The 24,822-nt window shown below is 48.5% G+C and carries 20 protein-coding genes; 14 read left to right on the top strand and 6 right to left on the bottom strand.

Translation table 11 applies throughout. The features are described from left to right. The 3 genes from cyoA to CPY98_RS15200 all read right to left on the bottom strand — a co-directional run bounded on the left by cyoA (nt 1) and on the right by CPY98_RS15200 (nt 3,726). Nucleotides 1-930, bottom strand: a complete 930-nt coding sequence (gene cyoA, locus CPY98_RS15210; RefSeq protein WP_025799998.1) for a cytochrome o ubiquinol oxidase subunit II — start codon at nt 928-930, stop codon at nt 1-3. A gap of 619 nt (nt 931-1,549) precedes the next feature. Beyond that, a complete protein-coding gene (ampG, locus tag CPY98_RS15205) occupies nt 1,550-3,031 on the bottom strand; it encodes a muropeptide MFS transporter AmpG (protein ID WP_025799996.1) in 1,482 nt (493 codons plus the stop codon). A 116-nt stretch (nt 3,032-3,147) separates the two neighbouring features. Then, nucleotides 3,148-3,726 (bottom strand): lipoprotein, encoded by a 579-nt coding sequence (locus tag CPY98_RS15200; RefSeq protein WP_025799994.1) that lies wholly within the window; start codon nt 3,724-3,726, stop codon nt 3,148-3,150. 484 nt (nt 3,727-4,210) lie between these two features. Here CPY98_RS15200 and bolA point away from each other — a divergent pair, with 484 nt between their 5' ends. The 9 genes from bolA to CPY98_RS15150 all read left to right on the top strand — a co-directional run bounded on the left by bolA (nt 4,211) and on the right by CPY98_RS15150 (nt 15,144). Continuing rightward, nucleotides 4,211-4,540, top strand: coding sequence for a transcriptional regulator BolA (bolA, locus tag CPY98_RS15190; protein ID WP_172625154.1), 330 nt, complete (start codon nt 4,211-4,213; stop codon nt 4,538-4,540). A 578-nt stretch (nt 4,541-5,118) separates the two neighbouring features. Further along, entirely contained in the window at nt 5,119-6,423 is a 1,305-nt protein-coding gene (gene tig, locus CPY98_RS15185) for a trigger factor (protein WP_025799991.1), read from the top strand. Nucleotides 6,424-6,657: 234 nt separating this feature from the next. Next, the gene (gene clpP / locus CPY98_RS15180; RefSeq protein ID WP_025799989.1) at nt 6,658-7,278 is read left to right on the top strand and encodes an ATP-dependent Clp endopeptidase proteolytic subunit ClpP; all 621 of its coding nucleotides are present in this window, start codon (nt 6,658-6,660) and stop codon (nt 7,276-7,278) included. 277 nt (nt 7,279-7,555) lie between these two features. Continuing rightward, a complete protein-coding gene (gene clpX, locus CPY98_RS15175; protein WP_025799987.1) occupies nt 7,556-8,827 on the top strand; it encodes an ATP-dependent protease ATP-binding subunit ClpX in 1,272 nt (423 codons plus the stop codon). Nucleotides 8,828-9,017: 190 nt separating this feature from the next. Next, nucleotides 9,018-11,372 (top strand): endopeptidase La, encoded by a 2,355-nt coding sequence (gene lon, locus CPY98_RS15170; protein ID WP_025799985.1) that lies wholly within the window; start codon nt 9,018-9,020, stop codon nt 11,370-11,372. A gap of 218 nt (nt 11,373-11,590) precedes the next feature. Further along, nucleotides 11,591-11,863 carry a nucleoid-associated protein HU-beta gene (gene hupB / locus CPY98_RS15165; RefSeq protein ID WP_008814266.1) on the top strand — a complete coding sequence of 91 codons (273 nt, stop codon included), beginning with the start codon at nt 11,591-11,593 and terminating at the stop codon, nt 11,861-11,863. 319 nt (nt 11,864-12,182) lie between these two features. After that, nucleotides 12,183-14,066, top strand: a complete 1,884-nt coding sequence (ppiD, locus tag CPY98_RS15160) for a peptidylprolyl isomerase (RefSeq protein ID WP_043495006.1) — start codon at nt 12,183-12,185, stop codon at nt 14,064-14,066. Nucleotides 14,067-14,206: 140 nt separating this feature from the next. Continuing rightward, on the top strand, nt 14,207-14,587 hold the full coding sequence (locus CPY98_RS15155) for a ComEA family DNA-binding protein (protein WP_046450182.1): 381 nt from the start codon (nt 14,207-14,209) through the stop codon (nt 14,585-14,587). A 146-nt stretch (nt 14,588-14,733) separates the two neighbouring features. Continuing rightward, nucleotides 14,734-15,144: a YbgC/FadM family acyl-CoA thioesterase gene (locus tag CPY98_RS15150; RefSeq protein WP_025799978.1), complete on the top strand. Its 411-nt coding sequence runs from the start codon at nt 14,734-14,736 to the stop codon at nt 15,142-15,144. A 176-nt stretch (nt 15,145-15,320) separates the two neighbouring features. On the opposite strand, the gene queC is transcribed toward CPY98_RS15150, so the two are convergent. Beyond that, nucleotides 15,321-16,007, bottom strand: a complete 687-nt coding sequence (gene queC / locus CPY98_RS15145) for a 7-cyano-7-deazaguanine synthase QueC (protein ID WP_025799977.1) — start codon at nt 16,005-16,007, stop codon at nt 15,321-15,323. A gap of 103 nt (nt 16,008-16,110) precedes the next feature. Then, a complete protein-coding gene (locus CPY98_RS15140; protein ID WP_096388294.1) occupies nt 16,111-17,814 on the bottom strand; it encodes an SgrR family transcriptional regulator in 1,704 nt (567 codons plus the stop codon). A 118-nt stretch (nt 17,815-17,932) separates the two neighbouring features. Between CPY98_RS15140 and cof the strand changes: the two genes are divergently transcribed. After that, nucleotides 17,933-18,754 carry an HMP-PP phosphatase gene (cof, locus tag CPY98_RS15135; RefSeq protein WP_046450114.1) on the top strand — a complete coding sequence of 274 codons (822 nt, stop codon included), beginning with the start codon at nt 17,933-17,935 and terminating at the stop codon, nt 18,752-18,754. Between the two features lie 83 nt (nt 18,755-18,837). Here cof and CPY98_RS15130 read toward each other — a convergent pair whose 3' ends face one another. Beyond that, on the bottom strand, nt 18,838-19,878 hold the full coding sequence (locus tag CPY98_RS15130) for a PLP-dependent cysteine synthase family protein (protein ID WP_025799972.1): 1,041 nt from the start codon (nt 19,876-19,878) through the stop codon (nt 18,838-18,840). Nucleotides 19,879-20,003: 125 nt separating this feature from the next. On the opposite strand from CPY98_RS15130, the gene CPY98_RS15125 reads away from it, so the two are divergent. The 4 genes from CPY98_RS15125 (at nt 20,004) to glnK (ending at nt 24,800) form a co-directional block, all read left to right on the top strand. Next, on the top strand, nt 20,004-20,465 hold the full coding sequence (locus tag CPY98_RS15125) for an Lrp/AsnC family transcriptional regulator (protein WP_025799970.1): 462 nt from the start codon (nt 20,004-20,006) through the stop codon (nt 20,463-20,465). Nucleotides 20,466-20,584: 119 nt separating this feature from the next. After that, the gene (locus CPY98_RS15120; protein ID WP_096388292.1) at nt 20,585-22,357 is read left to right on the top strand and encodes a SmdA family multidrug ABC transporter permease/ATP-binding protein; all 1,773 of its coding nucleotides are present in this window, start codon (nt 20,585-20,587) and stop codon (nt 22,355-22,357) included. Then, nucleotides 22,350-24,128 carry a SmdB family multidrug efflux ABC transporter permease/ATP-binding protein gene (locus tag CPY98_RS15115; RefSeq protein ID WP_046457239.1) on the top strand — a complete coding sequence of 593 codons (1,779 nt, stop codon included), beginning with the start codon at nt 22,350-22,352 and terminating at the stop codon, nt 24,126-24,128. The genes CPY98_RS15120 and CPY98_RS15115 overlap by 8 nt, the downstream gene beginning before the upstream one ends. A 333-nt stretch (nt 24,129-24,461) precedes the next feature. Then, on the top strand, nt 24,462-24,800 hold the full coding sequence (glnK, locus tag CPY98_RS15110) for a P-II family nitrogen regulator (protein ID WP_004091732.1): 339 nt from the start codon (nt 24,462-24,464) through the stop codon (nt 24,798-24,800). Nucleotides 24,801-24,822 lie beyond the last annotated feature (22 nt).

Here is a 24,822-nt window from a genome sequence, read left to right as displayed (position 1 = left end):
TTATTCCTCGGCTCCTGCGTGAGCGTGCTCACCCATGTCCATATCCATATGCTCGTCTTTCTTCATGTCCATCTTCTTGCTACCCATGAATTTGTTAATCACATCGACAAACAATTCAGGATTAGCGCTAGAGAAGTACTCAACCGGATGATATTCACTTGGCTTCGCTAATGCGTCGAACTCTGCCATGGTGGTCAGCTGATTAGGTGCTTTCTTAACGTTGGCAACCCACTGATCAAAGGTGGCATTATCGGGCGTTGCGATAGCGGTGAATTTCATTCCAGAGAATCCTGGACCGCTGTAGCTGCTGGAAATCCCGTTATATTTACCCGGTTCGTTGGCAATCAAATGCAGTTGGGTCTGCATGCCTGCCATCGCGTAAATCTGCCCACCTAAACGCGGAATGAAGAATGAGTTCATTACCGAGTTTGACGTGATGCGGAAATTAACCGGAGTATTGGCTGGGAAAGCCAGTTCATTAACGGTTGCAATCCCCAGATCTGGATAAACGAACAACCATTTCCAGTCGAGTGAAATTACATCGACACGGATCGGTTTAACGTCGGAGACCAGTGGTTTATACGGATCCAGTTCGTGAGTCGTTTTCCACGTTAATGTTGCGAGGATAGCGATAATGATAATTGGCACTGTCCAAACGACAGCTTCAATTTTATTAGAGTGAGACCAGTTGGGAGTGTATTTGGCATCGGTATTTGACGCGCGGAATTTACGCGTAAATACAATTGTCATTACGATTACTGGAATCACCACGATTAACATCAGCCCAAGGGCAGTCAGTATCAGGGATCTCTGCTCTAGACCTATTTGTCCTTTAGGATCCAGAAGCGCCATATCACAACCGCTCAGCAAGGCTGAGGCTGCGATTAAAGATAATATCCCAAAGCTTTTATTTAATTTACTGAGTCTCATCTAACGACCTCAATCGAAGGCTCTCTGTCGTCCCAAATGTAGGGGCATTTTACGGGAAGGTTGCAGATCTGTAAACATTCTTAAAGGTCTGTCACTCTATTGTTTAAAAAGTCCAGTTGGTTTGTTCAAAATGTCGCATTTCATGGTGTCTTTTAGGCGAAATGTAGCTATCAAATCAGAGGCTTATTTTCACTTTGTTGTAACAAAGTAAATGTAACAAAAGATATTTCTCTGCCTCTGAAAATCACGTTTTGTCACTTTTAGCCTAGCCCCTAATCTGCGGTTAGCCCATGTATTACCAGCTTAAAATAGGAATATGTGACACAGATCGTAGGGACATGTAACTCGTTACATTTAGGCTTATTTCTTCCCTTAGAAGGCACGAAACGTGAAAGAGATCTCTATTTGTTAATTTTTTGTTCTTCGTTTTTCCGACGCTAAATTTAATTTAGCGTGAAAAATAAGCAGTTATTTGAGGGCGAAAATACAGCGGAATATCAGTAAAAAATTATTTAGGGAATAATTAAGCGGTAAATGTGAAGAATAAAAAAAACGCTGTCTAAAATATAGACAGCGTTTTTTTTATTATTTTAAGGCTTAAATTAATTTAGCAACGGAATTAAATGACCTGCTGTAGATCGCGTTGGCTGCGATAATCTAAACCTGCGCCAAGTAAAATGCCAAATAAACTCAGCAATAAGCCAATATTTAACAGCCAAGCCATGATGACGTCAGCACTGAAACCAGAGAGGCTTTCTGCGGCTAGCCCCAGTAGCCACAATGCGATCAGAATGCATCCGACCAACAGTGATTGAGAGGCCAGCTTATAGGCCCGAGCAAAACGGGTTCGGCGCGAGAATTCACCGGTGGTTTGCGTGTACTCCAAGGTTTTGCGGCAGGCGACCAGCAGCAAGAGTCCAGGAACGGCGGCGACGATTGAGAAAAGATAGAACAACGGCCAGCCATGTAATTCAACAAACCAACCCGCAACCGGCCCTACATAGACACGACCTACCGCTGAAAGTGCCGAGAGCAGGGCGAATTGGGTTGCTGAGAATGACTTGTTACACAGCGTCATTAACAAGGCGACAAACGCCGCGGTGCCCATTCCCCCGCAGAGGTTCTCGAGAAAAATAGCGCTGCCCATGGTAAGCAGGTTTTTATCGGTTACCGCCAGCAGCCAGTAGCCAAAATTGGATACCCCTTGCAAGATACCAAACAGCATTAATGCGCGGAAAAGGGACAAGCGCTGCATCAGTACGCCGCCAAACAAAGCGCCGACGATGGTGGCAAACAACCCTAGTGTCTTGTTGACGATACCAACTTCACCCGCGTCGAATCCGACACCGCGGATCAGAAACGTTGTGCTCAAACTACCGGCGAAAGCATCACCCATCTTGTACATCACAATGAGTAATAAAATTAACCATGCATTGTTTCGGCCAAAGAAATCCTTAAGCGGTTCAATCACGGCCTGTTCAAGCGTGCGTGGCGCAGGCGCTGATACCTGAGGTTCTGGTGCAAATAATGTAGCCAATATACCGATCAGCATTAAGCCAGCCATCAGCCAATAGGTACCCTGCCAGCCAAAATAGCGATCGGCTAACCACAGCGCTAACCCACCGGAAACCAGCATGGCAAGTCGATAACCCAAAACGGAAACAGCTGCGCCGGTTCCGCGTTCTTCGGCGCTAAGCAAATCGGTTTTATAGGCGTCGAAGACAATATCTTGGGAGGCTGAGCAGAATGCGACAATGACGGCCAAACCAGCGAGCCACCACAGATGCTGGATAGGATTGAGTAATCCCATGGCAAAAATAGTGATTAGCAGCAGGATTTGCGTGACTAAAAGCCAGCCACGGCGGCGACCAAGGAAAGAAGGCGTATAGCGATCCATCATCGGTGACCAAAGGAATTTAAACACGTAGGCCTGGCCAACCAGTGAAAAGAAGCCAATCGTTTTAAGATCGACGTTGGCAACGGTCATCCAAGCCTGAAGTGTACCGGAGGTTAATGCGAGAGGAAGGCCTGAGGCAAAACCCAACAGTAATAAAATGACCGTGTTACGTTGGGTGAAAATAGCTAAGTTTGAATTAGACATTCAATTGATTCCCATGCACTGCCCAAGGTCGGGCAGTGCGGGGTGAAAACGGTGTATGCCCATTATCATTCGGTTGCGCTTTTATCCAACGGTTCGAATGACTCTGAGCATAGAGATTAACGTGCGTTGGCTTTGATGAAGTCGCTGATGCTAGTGTCTTGCGCCATGTTAGACACGATATCCGACATAGTATTGTTGACGGCATTAGTGATTTTGCTGTTTGACGCGGTAAATGCACCTTGCTCGTTGTAAACAGAGCGATAGTTTTTCACCTGCTTATTGCCATTTTTCGCCTGTGCGATAATGGAAATATCAGCATTGGTGGTGATGTTGTAGCGCAGGTTGCCTTCTTTTACATCGGCATACAGCTGGTTGACTACGATCTGCAAATCAACGGCACCGCTTGGACCCACCATATAACCGCGCTGGGTCATTTGGTTTTCCAACACTTCCTGCAGCAAGAAACGCAGGTCGCGTGAAGGTGTTAGCGTGACTAATGCGCCATCACGATTCACTTTTGCCAGCGCTTTATCTTGGCGAACGTCGGCACCGTTAATGCTGATCGTAATGCCTTGCAAGGTTGGATCCTGCTGCGGCAACGTCATCTTAGGGTTAACGTCTATCGTATTCGAGCTGGTTGCGCATCCGGCCAAAGCGAAAACGGCCAAAAGCGGGAAAAACAGTTTTGTGATCATATTCATCGAGTTAATAACCATTTTTACGTGGGAAGATGCCGTGCTCATCCTTCATCTATGACCGAGTTAAGACTGAGTATGACTATGATGAATCAACGGACTTTACGGACAAAATATCCGCCATCATAGCATTGCCATTAGGATGTTGAAGCCCCCAATAAATATTTTTATCTTAAGGATAGTTAAATCACTATCGTGGTGGCGTTTTGCCTATCTGCTTAAACATTAAACTGACTTTCCAAGCCACCCATTTGAATGATAGACAGAAATTTTTTATAAGTTACGCTACGCAAAACACGATAAAAATGTTTCGCAGCGGCGTTAGTTGCAAAAAAACAGCTACGCTTAACGTTAAGATGTGTTTTTCGATTGGGCGCTTGTCCGCGCCTGATGTGGGCTGTCACTGAAAATAATGGTGATGGCTGAGCGGTTCCGAGAGGGAAATACATTCCATTAAGAGCAGCGCTCTTTCTGCCGATGCAGTATGAGGGGATATCTTATGATGAGAGAACAGATAGAAGCAAAGTTACGCGCCGCGTTTGAACCTTTCTATCTTGAGGTGGTTGATGAAAGCTATCGCCATAACGTACCGGCAGGTTCTGAAAGTCACTTTAAAGTTGTCATGGTTAGCGATCGTTTCCAAGGTGAGCGCTTCTTGACGCGTCATCGTTCTATATATGGCGTTTTGTCAGAGGAACTGGCCGACGGCGTACATGCGTTAGCCCTACATACCTACACCCATAAAGAGTGGGAGGCGTTGCAAGATACGGTTCCTGCATCACCGCCCTGTCGCGGGGCTGGCACCCTAGCCTAAGCTAACTTGCTTAAATAGGCGGCGAAAAGGCAAGTAAATTACCACGAAGGTGGAACTCTTAGCCGTTTTTGCTGTATTAATAGCGTGTTTGACGAGAAACGGCCCGAGTGGCCGTTTCTTTTTGCGTAGCAACTTTATGACTTAGGTGCGCACGCGATTTCGTGACTTTGGCCCGTGGACTTGGTGCTACAACGCTCTAATTTTGTACCCGAGTTGCTGAGGTATCGCTCGAAACTGTGAATCACGCCGCGGACAGTTGGCGTGCGGTTCTCGACTCATTGCTCATGCATCGCTATAATGTCGCGTCTATTTTTTCCTGAATGTATTCGGGACGCTTCTACGCCCAAAGTACTTGATGTTGTTGCTAGGCGGCCAGCGAGTGAATCCCGATGAGCTTACACCGGTAAGCGATTAGGGTGAATAACCGCAGCTAGCACCGTAGCGGCTTCAAGTAAGAAGGGATAAACAGGGAACACGGTTCTGCTGAAAGCGGCCGTCCCGGTTCTGTGGAGTCTGGTTTTCTTCGTTGAAAATGACTTCTGGAGTTGACCGAGCACTGTGATTTTTTGAGGTATAAGATGCAAGTTTCTGTTGAAACCACCGAAGGCCTTGGCCGCCGCGTAAATATTACTGTTGCAGCCGACAGCATTGAAAAAGCAGTAAACAGTGAGCTGGTCAACGTGGCTAAAAAAGCACGTATCGACGGCTTCCGTAAAGGTAAAGTGCCAATGCACATTATCTCTCAGCGTTATGGCGCTTCTGTTCGCCAGGACGTTCTGGGCGATCTGATGCAGCGTAACTTCGTTGATGCGATCATCAAAGAAAAACTGAACCCAGCTGGCGCGCCTAACTATGTACCAGGCGAATACAAACTGGGCGAAGACTTCTCTTTCGCAGTTGAATTCGAAGTTTACCCAGAGATCGAACTGAAAGATCTGGAAAGCATCGAAGTTGAAAAACCAGTTGTTGAAGTCACTGATGCTGACGTTGACGCGATGCTGGACACCCTGCGTAAGCAGCAGGCGACTTGGACTGCAACCGAACGTGCAGTTGAAGCTGAAGACCGCGTCACCGTAGATTTCACCGGCTCTATCGACGGCGAAGTTTTCGAAGGCGGCAAAGCCTCTGATTTCGTTCTGGCAATGGGCCAGGGTCGTATGATCCCAGGTTTCGAAGAAGGCATTCTGGGCCACAAAGCGGGTGAAGAATTCGCTATCGAAGTGACCTTCCCAGAAGATTACCACGCTGAAAACCTGAAAGGTAAAGCGGCTAAATTCGATATCGTTCTGAAGAAAGTTGAAGAACGTGAATTGCCAGAATTCACCGAAGAATTCATCAAACGTTTCGGCGTTGCTGATGGTTCTCTGGATGGTCTGAAAGCCGAAGTGCGTAAAAACATGGAACGCGAACTGAAAGGCGCGGTACGTAACCGTATCAAGTCTCAGGTTATCGACGGTCTGGTTAAAGCAAACGACATCGACGTTCCAGCTGCACTGATTGACGGTGAAGTTGACGTTCTGCGTCGTCAGGCTGCACAGCGTTTCGGTGGCAACGAGAAACAAGCTCTGGAACTGCCACGCGAACTGTTCGAAGAACAGGCTAAACGTCGTGTTGTTGTAGGTCTGTTGCTGGGTGAAGTTATCACCAAGAAAGAGCTGAAAGCTGATGAAGATCGCGTTAAAGCGCTGATCGAAGAAATGGCTTCTGCTTACGAAGATCCAAAAGAAGTGGTTGAGTTCTACAGCAAAAACAAAGAGCTGATGAACAACATGCGTAATGTTGCTCTGGAAGAACAAGCTGTTGAAGCACTGCTGGCTAGCGCTAAAGTGTCTGAAAAAGCGACCAACTTCAGCGAACTGATGAACCAGACTCAGGCTGCGTAATGTTGCTCTGAACGGCTTATTCGTTCCGAAGTAATAAAAACCTTCGCTCTTGGGCGAAGGTTTTTTTATGGGAAAAGGTTTATTTCTTTGATTACTGTCCCCAAATATTGGCTAAGTGTCTAACCTATAACAACAGACACAGACAGTTGGGCATGGTCAACGATGGTCAACATAGTTTATCTACAGTAGAATCAAAGCAAATAATGCCAAAGTGATTTCTATAGGAGACGGTTAATGTCATACAGTGGCGAGCGTGATTTAGCACCGCACATGGCCTTAGTGCCAATGGTTGTTGAACAGACTTCGCGTGGCGAACGTTCATACGATATTTTTTCCCGTCTGTTGAAAGAACGAATCATCTTCCTGACTGGTCAGGTTGAAGATCACATGGCAAATCTGATCGTGGCTCAGATGCTGTTCCTCGAAGCAGAAAACCCAGAGAAAGATATCCATCTTTATATCAACTCACCGGGCGGCGTCATTACTGCGGGTATGTCAATTTATGACACCATGCAGTTTATTAAACCGGATGTGAGCACCATCTGTATGGGACAAGCGTGTTCCATGGGCGCGTTTCTGCTGACGGCAGGGGCGAAAGGTAAGCGTTTCTGCCTGCCAAATTCACGCGTGATGATTCACCAGCCGTTGGGTGGTTTCCAAGGGCAGGCGACGGATATCGAAATCCACGCCAAAGAAATCCTGAAGGTTAAAGCTCGTATGAATGAGCTGATGGCAAAACATTCAGGTAAATCGCTCGAAGAGATCGAGCGTGATACCGAACGTGACCGCTTCTTGTCAGCGGACGAAGCTGTAGAATACGGCTTGGTTGATTCGGTAATGACTCACCGCGGCTGATTGTGTCAGACTAAGGCCTAGATTCAGGACGTCTGTGGAACCAAACGCATACGCTATTATCTCGTCCAACCGCCGATAGCGTGACTATCATGTTACGGCGGGTTGCCGATATACTATAGTGAATATAAAGCGCGGAGCGATGCTCGCATCGCGCTAATGGGTTGCATAGACTACGCTGATAGGCCGTTTTGCGCAGATTGGTCGCACTGCCGTTGAGCGGTCTTAGCCGTAATAGGCTGATTCGACGGGACAGATACTTAATGAAAGAGGTTTACTGATGACAGATAAGCGCAAAGACGGTTCAGGCAAGCTGCTGTACTGTTCTTTTTGCGGCAAAAGCCAGCATGAAGTTCGTAAGCTGATCGCCGGGCCGTCAGTGTATATCTGCGACGAGTGTGTCGATCTGTGTAATGACATCATTCGCGAAGAGATTAAAGAAGTTGCTCCGCATCGCGAGCGCAGCTCTCTGCCAACGCCGCATGAGATCCGTAACCATTTAGATGATTACGTCATTGGTCAAGAACAGGCGAAAAAAGTCTTGGCGGTAGCGGTGTATAACCACTACAAACGCCTGCGTAACGGCGACAGCAGCAACGGTGTAGAACTGGGCAAAAGTAATATTTTGCTGATCGGTCCAACCGGTAGTGGTAAAACTTTGCTGGCTGAAACGCTAGCACGTTTCCTTGATGTGCCATTTACTATGGCTGATGCAACGACCCTAACCGAAGCGGGTTATGTGGGCGAAGACGTTGAAAATATCATTCAGAAGCTGTTGCAGAAGTGTGATTACGACGTTCAGAAAGCACAGCGCGGTATCGTGTATATCGACGAAATCGATAAGATTTCTCGTAAGTCTGACAACCCGTCTATCACCCGTGATGTTTCAGGTGAAGGCGTACAGCAGGCATTGCTGAAGCTGATTGAAGGTACCATCGCTGCGGTTCCACCTCAGGGCGGCCGTAAGCATCCACAGCAGGAATTCCTACAGGTTGATACCTCTAAGATCCTGTTTATTTGTGGCGGTGCGTTTGCGGGCTTGGATAAAGTCATTGGCCAGCGTGTGAATACCGGCACCGGTATTGGTTTTGGCGCAACGGTTAAAGCGTTGTCTGAAAAAGCAACCGAAGGCGAGTTGCTGGCTCAGGCAGAACCAGAAGATTTGATCAAATTTGGTCTAATCCCTGAGTTCATTGGTCGTTTGCCGGTTGTCGCTACTCTGCGTGAACTGAGCGAAGACGCGCTGATTCAGATCCTGAAAGAGCCAAAAAATGCCCTGACCAAGCAATATCAGGCATTATTTAATCTGGAAGGTGTCGATCTGGAGTTCCGTGACGAAGCCCTGACGGCTATCGCGAAAAAAGCGATGGCGCGTAAAACAGGTGCTCGTGGTCTGCGTTCTATCGTTGAAGGCGCGCTGCTGGAAACGATGTACGACTTGCCATCAATGGAAAACGTCGAAAAAGTGGTTGTCGACGAAAATGTCATTGAAGGTCAGGCGGAGCCAATGCTGATTTATGGTAAACCAGAAGCACAAGCTTCTGGCGAATAATTAGCCAGTAAACTGATGGGTTATCAATAAAATGGGGGATTTTATCTCCCATTTTTTTTTCTGTTGTTGTTTGCGTTGAATCCCTGGTAAACATCCCCATATACTCAGATACAAACTGGGTGAAGCAACAACGTAAAACGGGTTGTAAGATTCCCATAACCTGGCGGAAGCTAAACTAAGAGAGAGCTCTATGAATCCTGAGCGTTCCGAACGCATAGAAATCCCCGTATTGCCTCTGCGCGATGTGGTGGTTTATCCGCACATGGTGATTCCATTGTTCGTAGGCCGGGAAAAGTCAATCCGGTGCCTAGAAGCCGCAATGGATCACGACAAGAAGATCCTGCTGGTCGCGCAAAAGGAAGCCTCAACGGATGAACCAGGGGTAAATGACCTTTTCTCTGTAGGTACCGTTGCCTCTATTTTACAGATGCTGAAATTACCCGATGGCACCGTCAAAGTGCTGGTCGAGGGGCTTCAGCGTGCGAAAATCACTACGTTATCCGACAGTGGTGAGCATTTTGCTGCACAGGCTGAATATTTAGACATTCCAGAAATGGACGAGCGCGAACAAGAAGTATTGGTTCGTACCGCCATTAATCAGTTTGAAGGCTACATCAAGCTGAACAAAAAGATCCCACCAGAAGTGCTGACCTCGCTCAACAGTATTGACGATGCGGCTAAGCTGGCAGATACCATTGCTGCACACATGCCGTTGAAGTTAAACGACAAGCAGGCCGTGTTGGAAATGTCAGACGTGACTGAACGTCTGGAATATCTGATGGCGATGATGGAGTCTGAAATCGATCTGCTGCAGGTTGAAAAACGCATTCGTAACCGCGTTAAAAAGCAGATGGAAAAGAGCCAGCGCGAGTACTATCTGAATGAGCAAATGAAAGCGATTCAGAAAGAACTGGGCGAAATGGACGATACGCCAGACGAATTCGAAGCGCTGAAACGCAAAATCGAAGCGGCAAAAATGCCGAAAGATGCGCGCGAGAAAACGGAAGCTGAGCTGCAAAAGCTGAAGATGATGTCGCCGATGTCTGCTGAAGCAACCGTAGTGCGTGGCTATATCGATTGGATGATTCAGGTTCCGTGGAATGCGCGCAGCAAGGTCAAAAAAGATCTGAATAAAGCGCAGGAAATTCTAGATACCGATCATTACGGCCTTGAGCGCGTCAAAGACCGTATTCTGGAATATTTAGCGGTTCAGAGTCGCGTTAGCAAAATTAAAGGGCCTATCCTCTGTCTGGTAGGGCCTCCAGGGGTCGGTAAGACCTCTTTGGGTCAGTCTATTGCTCGTGCTACTGGGCGTCAGTATGTGCGTATGGCGCTGGGTGGCGTGCGTGATGAAGCCGAAATTCGTGGCCATCGTCGTACCTATATCGGTTCTATGCCGGGCAAACTGATCCAGAAGATGGCAAAGGTTGGGGTGAAAAACCCACTGTTCCTGCTCGATGAGATCGACAAAATGTCTTCGGACATGCGTGGCGATCCGGCTTCAGCGCTGCTGGAAGTTCTGGATCCAGAACAGAATATCGCGTTCAACGACCATTATCTGGAAGTTGATTACGATCTGTCTGACGTTATGTTTGTGGCAACATCGAACTCGATGAACATTCCTGCGCCGTTGTTGGATCGTATGGAAGTGATTCGTCTGTCGGGTTATACCGAAGATGAAAAACTCAACATTGCGAAACAGCATCTGCTGCCAAAACAGTTGGAACGCAACGCACTGAAAAAAGGTGAGTTGACGGTTGATGACAGCGCGATCAGCGGCATTATTCGCTACTACACTCGCGAAGCAGGCGTACGTAGTCTGGAACGTGAAATCTCAAAACTGTGCCGTAAGGCGGTTAAAAACCTGCTGATGGATAAATCCGTTAAGCATATTGAGATCAACGGCGACAACCTGAAAGACTTCTTAGGTGTGCAGCGCTATGACTATGGACGTGCGGACAGTGAAAACCGCGTGGGTCAGGTTACTGGCTTGGCATGGACTGAAGTCGGCGGCGATCTGCTGACGATTGAAACCGCATGCGTACCAGGTAAAGGCAAGCTGACTTATACCGGTTCTTTAGGTGAAGTCATGCAGGAGTCCATTCAGGCTGCGTTAACCGTGGTTCGTGCTCGCGCTGAGAAATTGGGTATCAACCCTGATTTCTACGAAAAACGCGATATTCACGTCCATGTACCTGAAGGTGCAACGCCGAAAGATGGCCCAAGCGCGGGTATTGCGATGTGTACCGCGTTGGTTTCATGCTTAACCGGTAATCCTGTGCGTGCCGATGTAGCTATGACCGGTGAAATTACGCTGCGTGGTTTAGTGTTGCCTATCGGTGGTTTGAAAGAAAAACTGCTGGCGGCTCACCGCGGTGGAATTAAAACCGTGCTGATCCCAGACGAAAACAAACGCGATTTGGAAGAGATTCCAGACAACGTATTGGCCGATCTGGATATCCATCCGGTGAAACGAATTGATGAAGTTTTAGCCTTGGCGCTGCAAAATTCACCATTCGGAATGGAAGTGGTTACCGCGAAATAGTGATATATCGCATAAACCGCTGATAAAACCTATGCTGGCAGTCGATTTCGGACTTGCCAGCATTTTTTTGTGCAGCTAACTTAGAGCCCTGTCAAATTAGGAAAAGCCGCATCTCATGTGTCTTGCCATGAACTGACAGGGTTGATATAACAGCAGCGCAGCCGTACCCTAAGGACAATATTCCAGTACGGCATAAGATTTCTAAAGGGGATGAAAGAGTGAATAAGTCACAACTGGTCGATAAGATTGCCGAAGGCGCAGATATTTCTAAAGCAGCAGCTGGCCGTGCATTAGATGCGATTATTGCGTCTGTTACTGAGTCTTTGCAGAGCGGTGATTCTGTTGCTCTGGTCGGTTTTGGTACTTTTGACGTGCGCGAACGTTCAGCACGTACTGGCCGTAACCCTCAGACAGGTAAAGAAATCAGCATTCCTGCTGCCAAAGTACCTGGCTTCCGTGCTGGCAAGGCACTGAAAGACGCTGTTAATTAATAACGCGTCCGACTCAACCGTCTGAATTTGTTTGTATGTTATGAACCCACGTGAGTGGAAACAATGAAACATTAGACTGACGTGGCTGAGTTGCTAGGGTAAAATACAAGGCGCATCGTAACCGATGCGCTTTTTTTATGGCTAAAGTTTCATGGAAACAGAGCCTTTCCCAGTAGGTCGATTCGGTTAATGGGATAGGTTTTTGATCTTATAGCCCAATTTTATCGTATTACGTGTGCAGTGTTGGCTACGAATCAGATAGACTGAGCCGACAAAAATTACTGTATTACCCACAATCACAGCGGAGTGTTGCCACACTATGATGGACAATTTACGCGCGGCCGCTAATCACGTCGTGCTCAAAATCATCCTGGGCCTAATCATCGTGTCATTTGTTTTGACCGGGGTAGGGGGTTATTTGACCGGCGGTTCCGGTGACTATGCGGCGAAAGTCGATGGTCAGGAAATTAGCCGTGGTCAGCTTGAGCAAGCGGTTCAAAGCGAACGTAGTCGCTTACAGCAGCAATTGGGCGACCAATTTTCAGTGTTGGCAGGTAACGAAGGCTATATGAAAGAGCTGCGTAAGCAGGCTCTTAACCGCCTAATTGATGACACTCTGCTTGATCAGTACGCCAAGAAATTGGGTCTGGGAATTAGCGATGAGCAGGTGAAAGAAGCTATCTGGGCCATGCCTTACTTCCAGACTAACAACCAGTTCGATAATGCTAAATATCTGAACATCATTGCCAATATGGGATTAAGTCCAGATAACTATGCGCAGTTGGTTCGCCAGCAGCTCACCAGCCAACAGCTGATTCAGGCTTACACCGCAACGGGCTTCACGCTGCCGGTAGAAGTGGAAGCTATGGCTGCGTTAACCATGCAGCAGCGCGATGTGCGTTTGGCAACGATTGATATCAAAGCGTTGGAAAAAGCTCAGCAGGTTACTGATGAAGAGCTGAAATCCTACTACGAGCAAAATAGAAATAGTTTTATTGCGCCGGAAGAAGTGAAGGTTAGCTATATCGAAATGGATGCCGCGGCGATTCAGGACAAAATTACCGTTTCTGATGAGGATATCGCAGCTTATTACGATCAGCATAAATCCAGCTACACCCAGCCGGAGCGCAAAGATTACAGCGTTATTCAGGTAAAAACTGAAGCTGATGCTAAAGCGGTATTGGATGAACTGAACGGCGGTGCCGATTTCGCCAAAGTCGCTGCTGAGAAATCCACTGACATCATCTCGCGTAAAAACGGCGGTGAGTTGGGATGGTTAGAACCGGGCACTACGCCAGATGAAATTCTGGGTGCTAAGTTAACCACCAAAGGTCAGCTATCTGGTGCAGTAAAATCAAGCGTTGGCTATCTCGTTATTCGCCTGAATGACGTGAAACCAGAGCAGGTAAAACCGCTGGCCGAAGTCCGTGCGGATATTGCCACTCAGGTTAAACAGCAGAAAGCACTGGATGCTTACTACGCGTTACAGCAAAAAGTGAGCGACTCTGCAACCAGCGATAATGAATCACTGGCCGGTGCAGAAGAAGCCGCTGGCGTGAAGGCGACTGAAACTGGCTGGTTTACGCGCGACAGCGTTCCTGCTGCGCTGAACTTCAAACCGGTTACTCAGGCAATCTTCGACGGTTCTCTGATCGGTGAGAATGGCGCACCAGGAAGCAACTCTGATGTGATCAGCGCTGAAGGCGACCGTGCTTTCGTGATCCGTATTTCTGGTCATAAGCCAGAAGGCGTTAAGCCGATGGATCAGGTTAAAGATCAAATCACCAATATGGTGAAGCGTCAGAAAGCCATCCAGCAGGCACGTAATGAAGGCGACAAGTTACTGAGCGCCTTGCAGTCTGGCAAAGGTGATGAAGCGCTGAAAGCAGCGGGGATTAGCTTTGGTGCAGAACAGACCTTAACGCGTGCCTCTGAGGATCGTCAGTTAGCAGATACCGTGTTTGCCATGGCGCAGCCAAAAGACAACAAGCCGGTTTATGGCTTGGCTCAGGATCGTCAAGACAACATCGTGCTGATCCAATTGGACGCGGTTAAGTCGGGTCATTTGAGTAATGAAGAGCTTAAAGCCTTCTCTTCTCAGATGTTGACTGGTGCAACCGGCATTACCTTCGATTCACTGATGGATAATCTGCGTTCAAATGCCAAAATTAAATTAGGCAGCGCAGCGAGCGAAATGCAGTAAGCATCGCAATAAATTTGCATCCTGATGCAATCACAAAAGGCCGCTTATGCGGCCTTTTCCATATCTAGAGAATGGTGTTTGTCATGTTTTTTATCCTGCTGCACTCTGTGTTCGCTGACACACAACAGGAGAATTTCAGCATGAAAAAGCAAAAAATGATGGCGCAATTAATTGGTGTATGGGCCTTGCTTACAGGGGCCTTACTATTACCGTTACAGGCTCAAGCAGCGACGACGGCTAAACCAACAGCCCCAAGCGTTGAACAAACTCAAAAAGCCACTGATCCTCAACCGGTAACTAAAGATGCCTCACCGGGCATTGTGGGAACCAGTATCAATATCAATACGGCCAGTGCGGAAGAAATAGCAACGGTGCTCAACGGTGTTGGCCTGAAGAAAGCACAGGCGATCGTGGAATATCGTGAGAAAAACGGGGCCTTTACCCAGATAGAGCAGTTGGAAGAGGTGAAGGGAATTGGCGCAGCATTAATCGCACGCAACCGCGATCGTTTAAAATTGTGACCGAGCACAAAATTCAGTGGTCTAACCAGTTTGGTTTTTTAGCGCTCTGCTACTTTCAATAGTGCGCTAAGAATTAAAAATAGCTGAGCAGGCGACTGCATGTTTGCAGTCGCTTCAGTCAAATACTGGAAAAGGCCACATGAACGATGAGCAATGCAACCATTATTAAGGTTCGAGGATATCATTTAGATGTCTATCAGCATGTCAATAACGCCCGTTACCTTGAGTTCCTTGAGGAGGCGCGCTGGCAGTGGCTTGAAGACCATGGTGCTTTTGATTGGATGATGAAGGAGGCCATCGCGTTTATGGTGGTGAATCTCAACATCAACTATCGTCGCGGCGCGGTGCTAAATGATGAGCTGGTGGTGGAAAGTAAACTGCATCAGCTTAATGGCCGTAGCGGCGTGTTAAATCAAATCATCACTCGCACTTCGGATAATGAAATTATCATTGATGCTGCTTTAACGTTTGTTTGCACCGATCTGAGAACGCAAAAAGCATTGCCTTTGGAAGGCGCATTACGCGATCGTCTGCTGGAATTGAGCGGAGATAAGTGAAAATCATAAAATGAGCCGCCAATGCGAGAATATAGCGGCTCATTGAAACGTGATGACCGTTTGAGAGATCGAGATACACGGGGCTAGCACACCGCGGGGCGCTCCGGCAGCTAAAGCTGCTACGACCCCATCGGTGTACTTCCCCTAAAATCAGGCTTAAGTGACCAACATTGATCTTACAGACCGGTTTTTTCTTTCAGGCTTGCAGAAACCGCCGCGCGGTTTGCTAAATAATCATTGAGCCCGTGCGAACGCAAATGGCAGGCAGCGCATTCGCCGCAGCCGTCACCTTGAATACCGTTGTAGCAGGTGAGCGTTTCCTGACGAACCAGATCAAGTTTTTGGTAATGATCGGCTAACGCCCACGTTTCTGCTTTATTCAGCCACATTAATGGGGTTTCGAAACGAACGTCGCGTGCCATGCCTAAGACAATCGCTTTGTTTAACGCTTTCACAAATTCGTCACGGCAGTCTGGGTAGCCGGAAAAATCAGTTTCGCATACACCGGTAATCACGGCCTCAGCCTGTACTTGGTAAGCATAAATAGCCGCTAAGGTCAGGAATAGAATATTGCGGCCAGGCACAAAGGTATTTGGGATACCGTCTTCGCTTTCGGTTGGAACCGGAATGTTGTCGCGGGTAAGGCTGCTTATTGCTAGTTCGTTAAGCAAACCAACGTCGAGTACTTTATGCGCTGATGCGCCGAGTTTAATGGCGAGATCGCGTGCGACGTCAATTTCAGCACGATGGCGTTGGCCATAATCAAAAGTGATGCAATGCACTTCGTCATAACGTTCCAAAGCTTGAATTAGACAAGTTGTGGAGTCTTGACCACCACTGAATACTACCACCGCGCGTTTCATTGCCTTACCTCTATATCAATCTAAAAAAAGAGAGGCAGACAATAAAATTGTCTGCCATAACGCGGTCTATGGTAACGGCTATGGGAGGAGATGAACAGCCTGACTATTCATCCGTGGGGGCGGGAACCCATGCCCGACAGAAGTCGAACCATCCATAGGCGGTAAGCGTTACGCCTTCTACACGAGGAGGTGCACTGATTTGATACTGGTAATTAAACAGCGGCATGATGATGCCCTGCTGCATGAGGTGGGTGTAATAATCGCGCAGGGCATGATGGCGGTTCGTTTCGTCCGCTAACTGTTGCACGCTATCAAGCACCATGCGGCATTGCTGCTGCTCTTTATCGCTCAAAATTGCCTGCCAGAGAACATCAATACGCAGCCAATTCTCCAAGGCCACTTCCGGTGATTCACCGATTAATCTGTCGCCTAAAATAATATCGACTTCGGCAAACTGCTCATTAGACTCCCAACGTTTACCGTCATAGAAACGCACTTCTAACTCACATCCAGCCTGGGCGAGGCGTTCCTGTAGCCGGTCGGAAAGCGCGGTGAGCTCTGCCGGTGGGTGATAAAGCAGCGTGAGTTTTGAGGGCAACAAAATCGGCTCAGGGGTAGGTTCCGGCAGCGGCCAGCCAGACAACATTGCGCTGCTGCGTGCGATCAGGCCATTTTCAATCGGCAAATGATTAAGCGTATTTTCCTCTCGAATTAGCGTTGTGAGATAACGCCTTTGAGGCGTAGTGAGTTTTCCGCGCTTCTGGTTAAGAGCGATATAGCAAAAACCAACGCTGGTGCTGCGTTGTACCGGACGAACGCTGTCTAACTCTTCGTACTGTCCGATGGTTATTTTTACCGGATGCTGGCTGCTGGGCGCTGCTGATGCTTGCTCTGGATTGGATGTGATCCAATATTCAATCGCATGCAGGTAAGGGCGGTGCAGATGATAGCTGCTGTGCTGCTCAAGTCTAATGAGCATGTCTGAGGAGCTGATCTGACGGAAAGGCCCCGCGCCGATTTCAGGATAATCAGGATGAGGCAAAAGACAGAGTAAATCAGCCAGACGGTGAGCAAGCCAATAGTCAGCACACTTTAAGGTAAAACGAATACATAGCGCGTGGGGCAGTGATATATCCGCGATGCTGCTCAGAAAACTACCGCAGCGAGGATGATGGCACAGCTGTTTTAGCCGCTGAACCAACTGTTCGGCAGTGATTGGCTGCCCATTTTGCCAGCGTAAATCGCTGCGCAGTAAAAACTGCCACTTAAGACCATCGGCGCTGATTTGCCAATGATGCGCTAAATCGGGCTGTGGATGTGGATTACCGGTTTCAAAGCGAGTGAGCCCCGCATGGATGGTATGGGCAAGATGTTGTTCGGCGCGTCCGGTTAGTGCTAACGGTGCGATAGGTTCTAGCGTTCGATAGTACGGAATACGCAGCGTAGGAAGATCTGAATCCCATTGCCCACCCAGATGTGGCATAAGCAGTTCATTGAGATGGATGGGATCTCGTTCAGCCAGCTTTAACGCATTTTGATGATCGCCTGCGTTGAGCAGTTGTTGCATTAGGTTTGCGCGTAGCTGCTGTTCTGGAATGACACAGTGCAAGCGCGCGCGTTTCCCACGTCCTGCTGTGGCATGCCATTCCAACCATTTCAGCGCCTGAAGTTGGGCTAACAACGTACGCACATGGCGTTCACTACAGCAGAAAACCCCCGCCAGTTCAGCAACGGTTGTTTGAATTGGATCGTCACCAGCAAACTGGTTTAAACGTTGGTATTGGCTAAGCCTCTGTAGCAGACGCATTGCTAAATCCTGAACAATTTTCTTTAATTGTTCACTATTAGTTCCGTAAATGCCACGCCATACTGTTTATCTCACTGTATTCGTCACAAAATTATTCGTCACCAAAAGAGGTTTCGGTATGGTTCGTTTAGCGGCCTTTGATATGGATGGCACTCTGTTGATGCCTAACCATCAGGTTGGGGCTGAAACCTTGGATGTGCTGCACCGCTTGTCTGAAAATCAGATTGCGCTGACGTTTGCAACGGGGCGGCATTTTCTCGAAGTGCGTACTATTGCGCGTCGATTAGGTCTGCAGGGCTATATGATTACCGGCAATGGCACACGGATACACGATCGCGAGGGTAATAACTTATTTTCCAGTGATTTAGTGCCAGAAATTGCGCTTGAGGTTTTGCATTCGCATTGGGAAACGCCCGCCTCGGTTCACGTTTTTAGAGATGATGGCTGGTTGACCTCGGTTGAGTATCCAGAGCTCTTAGCCCCACATGTGGAAAATGGTTTTGGCTATCACATTACGCCGCTGCGTTCTTTACCGGCTTATGGCATAAGTAAAATTTGTTTCTGTGGCGATCACGATGCCTTAACGAGTTTACAAACACGCCTGCGCCTGCATTTTGGCAAGGCTGTTGATCTGTGTTTTTCGGCCTACGATTGCTTAGAAGTTTTGCCCGCGGGAACGAACAAAGGCTCTGCGCTGAGTCATTTATGCGACCACCTAGATATCGATCTTGCTGATTGTATGGCATTTGGTGATGCGATGAATGACAGAGAAATGCTGGGCATGGTCGGAAAAGGTTACATCATGGGTAATGCGTTGCCGCAGCTCAAAGCCAGCCTGCCGCACTTAGAGATTATTGGTCATTGCCAGCAACAGGCGGTGGCACAGCAGTTAAACAATTGGCTGAGTTCACCAAAAAAACCTCACCATTCCCCCGAATAACGAGGATTCTTTTACAGCCGCCGGGCCTACACATAGCGTGTATCGCCCGGTTTTTTATTTCTGCTTTAGACAGAATGGGTAAGCTACATTGCTTCCAACTGTTGGGTATATTGGCTTAAGTCGCCAATATTCTTTTTCACCCAATCAGCATCATAGTAGGTGTCTAAATAACGTTCACCGCTATCGCAGAGCAGGGTAACGATAGCGCCTTGTTCGCCGCGATCGCGCATTTGACGTGCCAGCGTTAATGCTCCCCACATGTTTGTTCCTGTCGAAGCGCCGACTTTGCGGCCTAATATCTTCTGCAACCAATGGATGGTGGCGATGCTGGCGGCATCTGGAACACGCATCATGCTGTCGATAGCCTCAGGGATAAATGAGGGCTCAGCACGTGGTCGTCCGATACCTTCGATTTTGCTGCCACAGGTACCCGTGATGGTGCGGTCTTTTTGCAGATAGCTATCCATAAACACCGAGTTTTCAGGATCCACCACCATCAGATGAGTCGGGTGTCCTTGGTAACGAATATAGCGACCCAAGGTTGCAGAGGTGCCGCCGGTGCCAGCGCTCATGACGATATAAGCAGGAATAGGATGCGGCTCGCGTTCCATCTGACGAAATATGCTATCGGCAATATTATTGTTGCCGCGCCAGTCTGTTGCTCGTTCAGCGTTGGTGAACTGATCCATATAATGGCCGTTCAACTCTTTGGCTAACTGTTCTGACGCCGCATAAATCTGGCTGGCGCTGTCAACAAAATGACAGCGTCCACCATAGAACTCGATCTGTTCGACTTTTTTACGTGCGGTGCATGAAGGCATCACGGCGATAAACGGCAAATTCAGCAGTCGAGCGAAATAGGCCTCGGACACGGCGGTACTGCCTGAAGACGCTTCGATAATCGTGGTGTCTTCTTTAATCCAACCGTTACATAGTCCATACAAAAAGAGTGAGCGGGCTAGACGATGTTTCAGGCTACCGGTTGGATGCGTGCTCTCATCTTTCAGATACAAATAGATGCCGGGAAAAGTAGGCAGATTTAGACGAATAAGGTGTGTGTCTGCCGAGCGTTGAAAATCGGCTTCGATCTCGCTGATAGCGTGCTTTACCCAAGCGTTGTTCATGATAGTGGCCTATGTGAGTCAGTCTGAACGTATGGGATAAGACTATCGGATTTTGCAGAAAAAGAAGTTGCTATATAGACTTCATATTGGCCTAATAAGAGAAAATATTTCTCCATAAGTGATATATGTTAGATAAAACAGACCGAAAACTGTTGGAGCTCTTACAGCGCGACTGCACTCAGTCGTTGCAGGTGTTGGCCGATGCGGTCAACTTGACCTCCACGCCCTGCTGGAAACGACTGAAGCGCCTAGAAGATGAGGGCTATATCGTCGGGCGCGTGGCGCTGTTAGACAAAGACAAACTTGGCCTTGGTTTGACCGCGTTTGTTATGATCAAAACCCAGCATCACAGCAGTGAGTGGTATCATCATTTTGTGCAGCAGGTTGAGCACATGCCTGAAATCCTTGCGTTTTATCGTATGGCTGGAGAGTACGATTATTTAATGCAGGTACAGGTTGCGGACATGAAAAGCTACGATGCTTTTTATAAGCGATTGGTGAATGCGGTGAAAGGCTTAAGTGACGTCACTTCCAGTTTTGCGATGGAACAAATCAAAAGCACCACGTTCTTGCCCGTGGGTGAATAAAGCACGCAAAATTTACCCATCACGCGGTTACCTAAGTTTCCTATCGGTGTTATCCTAGTGCTGTTTATATATACAGCATTTAAAATCAAAGCCCACTATAGGCTATGGAATAAAAATACGTGAGATTATTTGCCCAACTAGGCTGGTATTTTCGTCGTGAATGGCGGCGATATCTGGGAGCCGTACTTTTATTAGTCGTTATCGCTATTTTGCAACTGGTGCCGCCGCGCATTGTTGGCATCGTGATCGACGGCGTGTCAAAACAGCATATGCCAGCAAAAACGCTGGCATTTTGGATTGGCATTTTACTGCTTGTTGCGGTGGTGGTGTATCTGCTGCGCTATGTGTGGCGAGTGCTGCTATTCGGCGCGTCCTATTTGCTGGCCGTTGAACTGCGTGAAAAATATTACCGTCAGCTCAGTAACCAAGCGCCTTCATTTTATCAGCGCCACCGCACCGGCGATTTAATTGCCAGAGCGACCAACGACGTCGATCGCGTTGTCTTTGCTGCGGGTGAAGGTGTATTAACGCTGGTGGATTCACTGGTGATGGGCTTGGCGGTGCTGTTTGTGATGAGCACCCAAATTAGCTGGGAGCTGACGCTGCTGTCTCTTATTCCGATGCCGATTATGGCCATGGTGATTAAGCATCAAGGCGCGCAGCTACACTCGCGGTTTAAGTCTGCACAGGCGGCTTTCTCCATGCTCAACGATCAGGCTCAAGAGAGCTTGACCAGCATTCGCATGATCAAATCCTTTGGTCTAGAAAATCATCAGTCGAAGCGCTTTGCCGATGTCGCAGCCGAAGCAGGTGCCCGTAATATGCACGTGGCTAAAGTCGATGCGCGCTTTAACCCAACCATTTTTATCGCGATTGGCTGTGCCAACTTATTGGCGATCGGCGGCGGTGGGGTGATGGTGATTCATGGTCACCTAACGTTAGGGCAATTGACCAGCTTTGTGATGTATCTGGGCTTAATGATTTGGCCGATGCTGGCATTAGCGTGGATGTTTAACATCGTGGAGCGTGGTAGTGCGGCCTATAGTCGTATTCGCAGCATGCTGTCTGAGCCGTCAACGGTTCAAGACGGCGAACGCTCTTTGCCTCAGGGGCGAGGTGTGCTCAGCGTTGATGTTGAGCGTTTCGCCTATAGCGAAGGGGCTAATCCTGTACTGCATAACATCCAATTCAATCTCGCGCCGGGCCAGATGCTAGGCCTGTGTGGGCCAACGGGGGCGGGTAAAAGCGCGTTGCTCTCATTGATTCAGCGACATTTTGATCCCGACCAAGGGGAAGTGTGTTTCCACGGCATCTCTTTGCGGGAACTTCGTCTTGATGAATGGCGCGCTCGCCTCGCCGTTGTGAGTCAAACACCTTTCCTGTTCTCGGATTCTGTTGCCATGAATATTGCATTAGGTAAACCTGATGCAACACAGGAAGACATTGAACGCGTGGCTAAGCTGGCCAGCGTGCATGAGGATATTCTGCGCTTGCCTGAAGGCTATCAAACCGAAGTGGGAGAGCGCGGCGTGATGCTGTCTGGGGGGCAAAAGCAGCGCATCTCTATCGCTCGGGCATTGCTACTGGACGCGGAGATTTTGATCCTCGACGATGCGCTGTCGGCGGTTGATGGCCGTACTGAATACCAAATTCTGCATAATCTGCGTGAATGGGGAGAGAATCGAACGGTTATTATCAGCGCGCATCGCCTTTCTGCGCTGACAGAAGCCAGCGAGATCCTCGTTCTGCAGCAAGGCGCTGTCGCTCAGCGTGGCTTGCACAGTGAGCTGAGTCAACAGCGTGGTTGGTATCGAGATATGCATCGTTTCCAGCAAATTGAAGCTCAGCTCGATGAGCCAGACTCGCAGATTCAGGAGCCAGATAATGCGTAATATCAAACAACTCTGGCCGACCCTGAAACGCCTGCTTGCCTATGGTGGCCCTTATAAAAAACCGTTAGCCATTGCCGTAGTGATGCTATGGGTGGCTGCGGCTGCGGAAGTTTGTGGCCCGATTATCATCAGCTACTTCATCGATAACGTGGTTGCCAAAGGCGATCTCAGACTTGGGTTGGTGACAGGCTTAGCGCTGTTATATCTGCTGCTTGAGTTTACCGCAGCGGGTTTGCAGTATGCGCAGGCATTACTGTTCAACCGTGCGGCGGTTGGGGTAGTGCAACAGCTACGTACCGACGTTATGGATGCTGCGCTACGTCAGCCTTTATCAGCTTTCGACAATCAGCCTGTCGGACAGCTTATCTCGCGAGTGACCAACGACACCGAAGTGATCAAAGATCTTTATGTCACGGTGGTAGCGACGGTGCTGAAAAGTGCGGCGCTGATTGGTGCGATGCTGGTGGCCATGTTTACCCTTGATTGGCGGATGGCGCTGATCTCTATCTGTATTTTCCCCGCCGTATTTGTGGTGATGGCCGTTTACCAGCACTACAGTACGCCGGTAGTACGTCGCGTTCGTAGCTATCTTGCCGATATCAATGATGGTTTTAACGAAGTGATCAATGGCATGGGGGTTATCCAACAGTTCCGTCAGCAGGCGCGCTTTGGTGAAAAAATGGGGGAGGTGAGCCGCTCTCATTATCAGGCGCGTATGCAGACATTGCGTTTGGAAGGTTTTTTACTGCGACCGCTGCTGAGCCTTTTCTCTGCCATGATCCTCTGTGGGCTGTTAATGCTGTTTGGCTTCAGCGCCGAAGGCTCGATTGGCGTGGGCGTGCTTTATGCTTTCATTAACTATTTAGGCCGTCTGAATGAGCCTTTGATTGAGCTCACCAGCCAACAGTCCATGATGCAGCAGGCCGTTGTTGCCGGAGAGCGCATTTTCGAGCTGATGGATGATGCTCAACAGAACTACGGCGGTGACATTCAGCCTTTGCAGAGCGGGCGCGTCGATGTTAACAACGTGACTTTTGCCTATCGGGAAGGCCGCCCAGTTTTGCAGGATATCAATCTGCACATTGCATCTCGCGGATTTGTGGCTTTAGTCGGGCATACCGGCAGCGGTAAATCGACATTGGCTAACTTGCTGATGGGGTACTATCCGGTAAATCAAGGTGAGATCTGTATTGATGGGCGTCCGATCCCTACGCTGAGCCATCAGGTTCTGCGCGAAGGCGTGGCTATGGTTCAGCAGGATCCCGTCGTGATGGCAGAGTCGGTTATGCATAACGTGACGCTTGGCCGTGATATCAGCGAGGCACAGGTGTGGAAAGCGCTGGAGGATGTCCAGCTTGCACCGCTGGTTAGAAGCTGGCCGCAGGGAATCCAAACTCAGCTGGGTGAACAGGGGAATAATCTGTCCGTGGGGCAAAAACAGCTGTTAGCAATGGCGCGAGTGCTGGTTCAGGCACCTCAAATCCTCATTCTGGATGAGGCTACGGCCAATATAGACTCCGGTACCGAGCAGGCGATTCAGAAAGCGCTCAATGTGATTCGCCAACAAACAACCTTAATTGTTATTGCTCATCGCTTGTCGACCATTGTAGATGCTGACTCTATTCTTGTTCTGCACCGAGGACAGGCGGTAGAACAAGGTTCGCACCACGAACTACTGGCCAAACAGGGGCGTTACTACCAAATGCACCAGTTGCAACTAGTGGGAGAGGCGCTGGCGGCTGGATTGCATCAAGAATCACCGACGATCTAAATATTGTCCATCGCTACAAAGCCGGTTGCTATGTCATGAATGCATAGCACCGGCTTTTTGTTTTCTGCAGCGTTCATCACGGCAATCCTCGCTGTGCATTTGCAGTGCATCATCGCTTCGAATTGTGTAAAAAAAATGCACCGTAACTTCCCCGGTTGCACGCTATTGGTGCGTTTTTGAGAAATACCTCACGTTTTATCTGCTGTAACTGAGTCTCTCCCTCCCTAAAACCAGCATTTTCTTCCATCAACTAGCCTTATATAAAGTTGGCATAGCCTTTGCTCATATCAATGCGTAGACGAAATTATTCGGAGTCATGTGAGGAGAGGCCGTATGAAGCTTGTAACCGTGGTGATTAAGCCGTTCAAACTGGAAGACGTACGTGAAGCCCTTTCCTCTGTTGGGATCCAGGGATTGACCGTTACCGAGGTGAAGGGATTTGGCCGCCAAAAAGGCCACGCCGAGTTATATCGTGGGGCAGAGTACAACGTGAATTTCTTGCCGAAAGTGAAAATTGATGTGGCGATTGCTGACGATCAGCTCGATGAGGTGATTGATGTCATCAGCAAATCAGCCTACACCGGAAAAATTGGCGACGGAAAAATCTTTGTTGCCGAACTACAGCGCGTTATTCGCATTCGTACCGGTGAAACCGACGAAGCGGCTCTGTAATTAATAACTCACACCGATAGGG

The organism is Hafnia sp. CBA7124, from assembly GCF_002355555.1.
Classification (GTDB): Bacteria; Pseudomonadota; Gammaproteobacteria; order Enterobacterales; family Enterobacteriaceae; genus Hafnia; species Hafnia alvei.
Note: the sequence above shows the minus strand (reverse complement) of the source record. Positions and strands in the feature narration are given on the sequence as shown.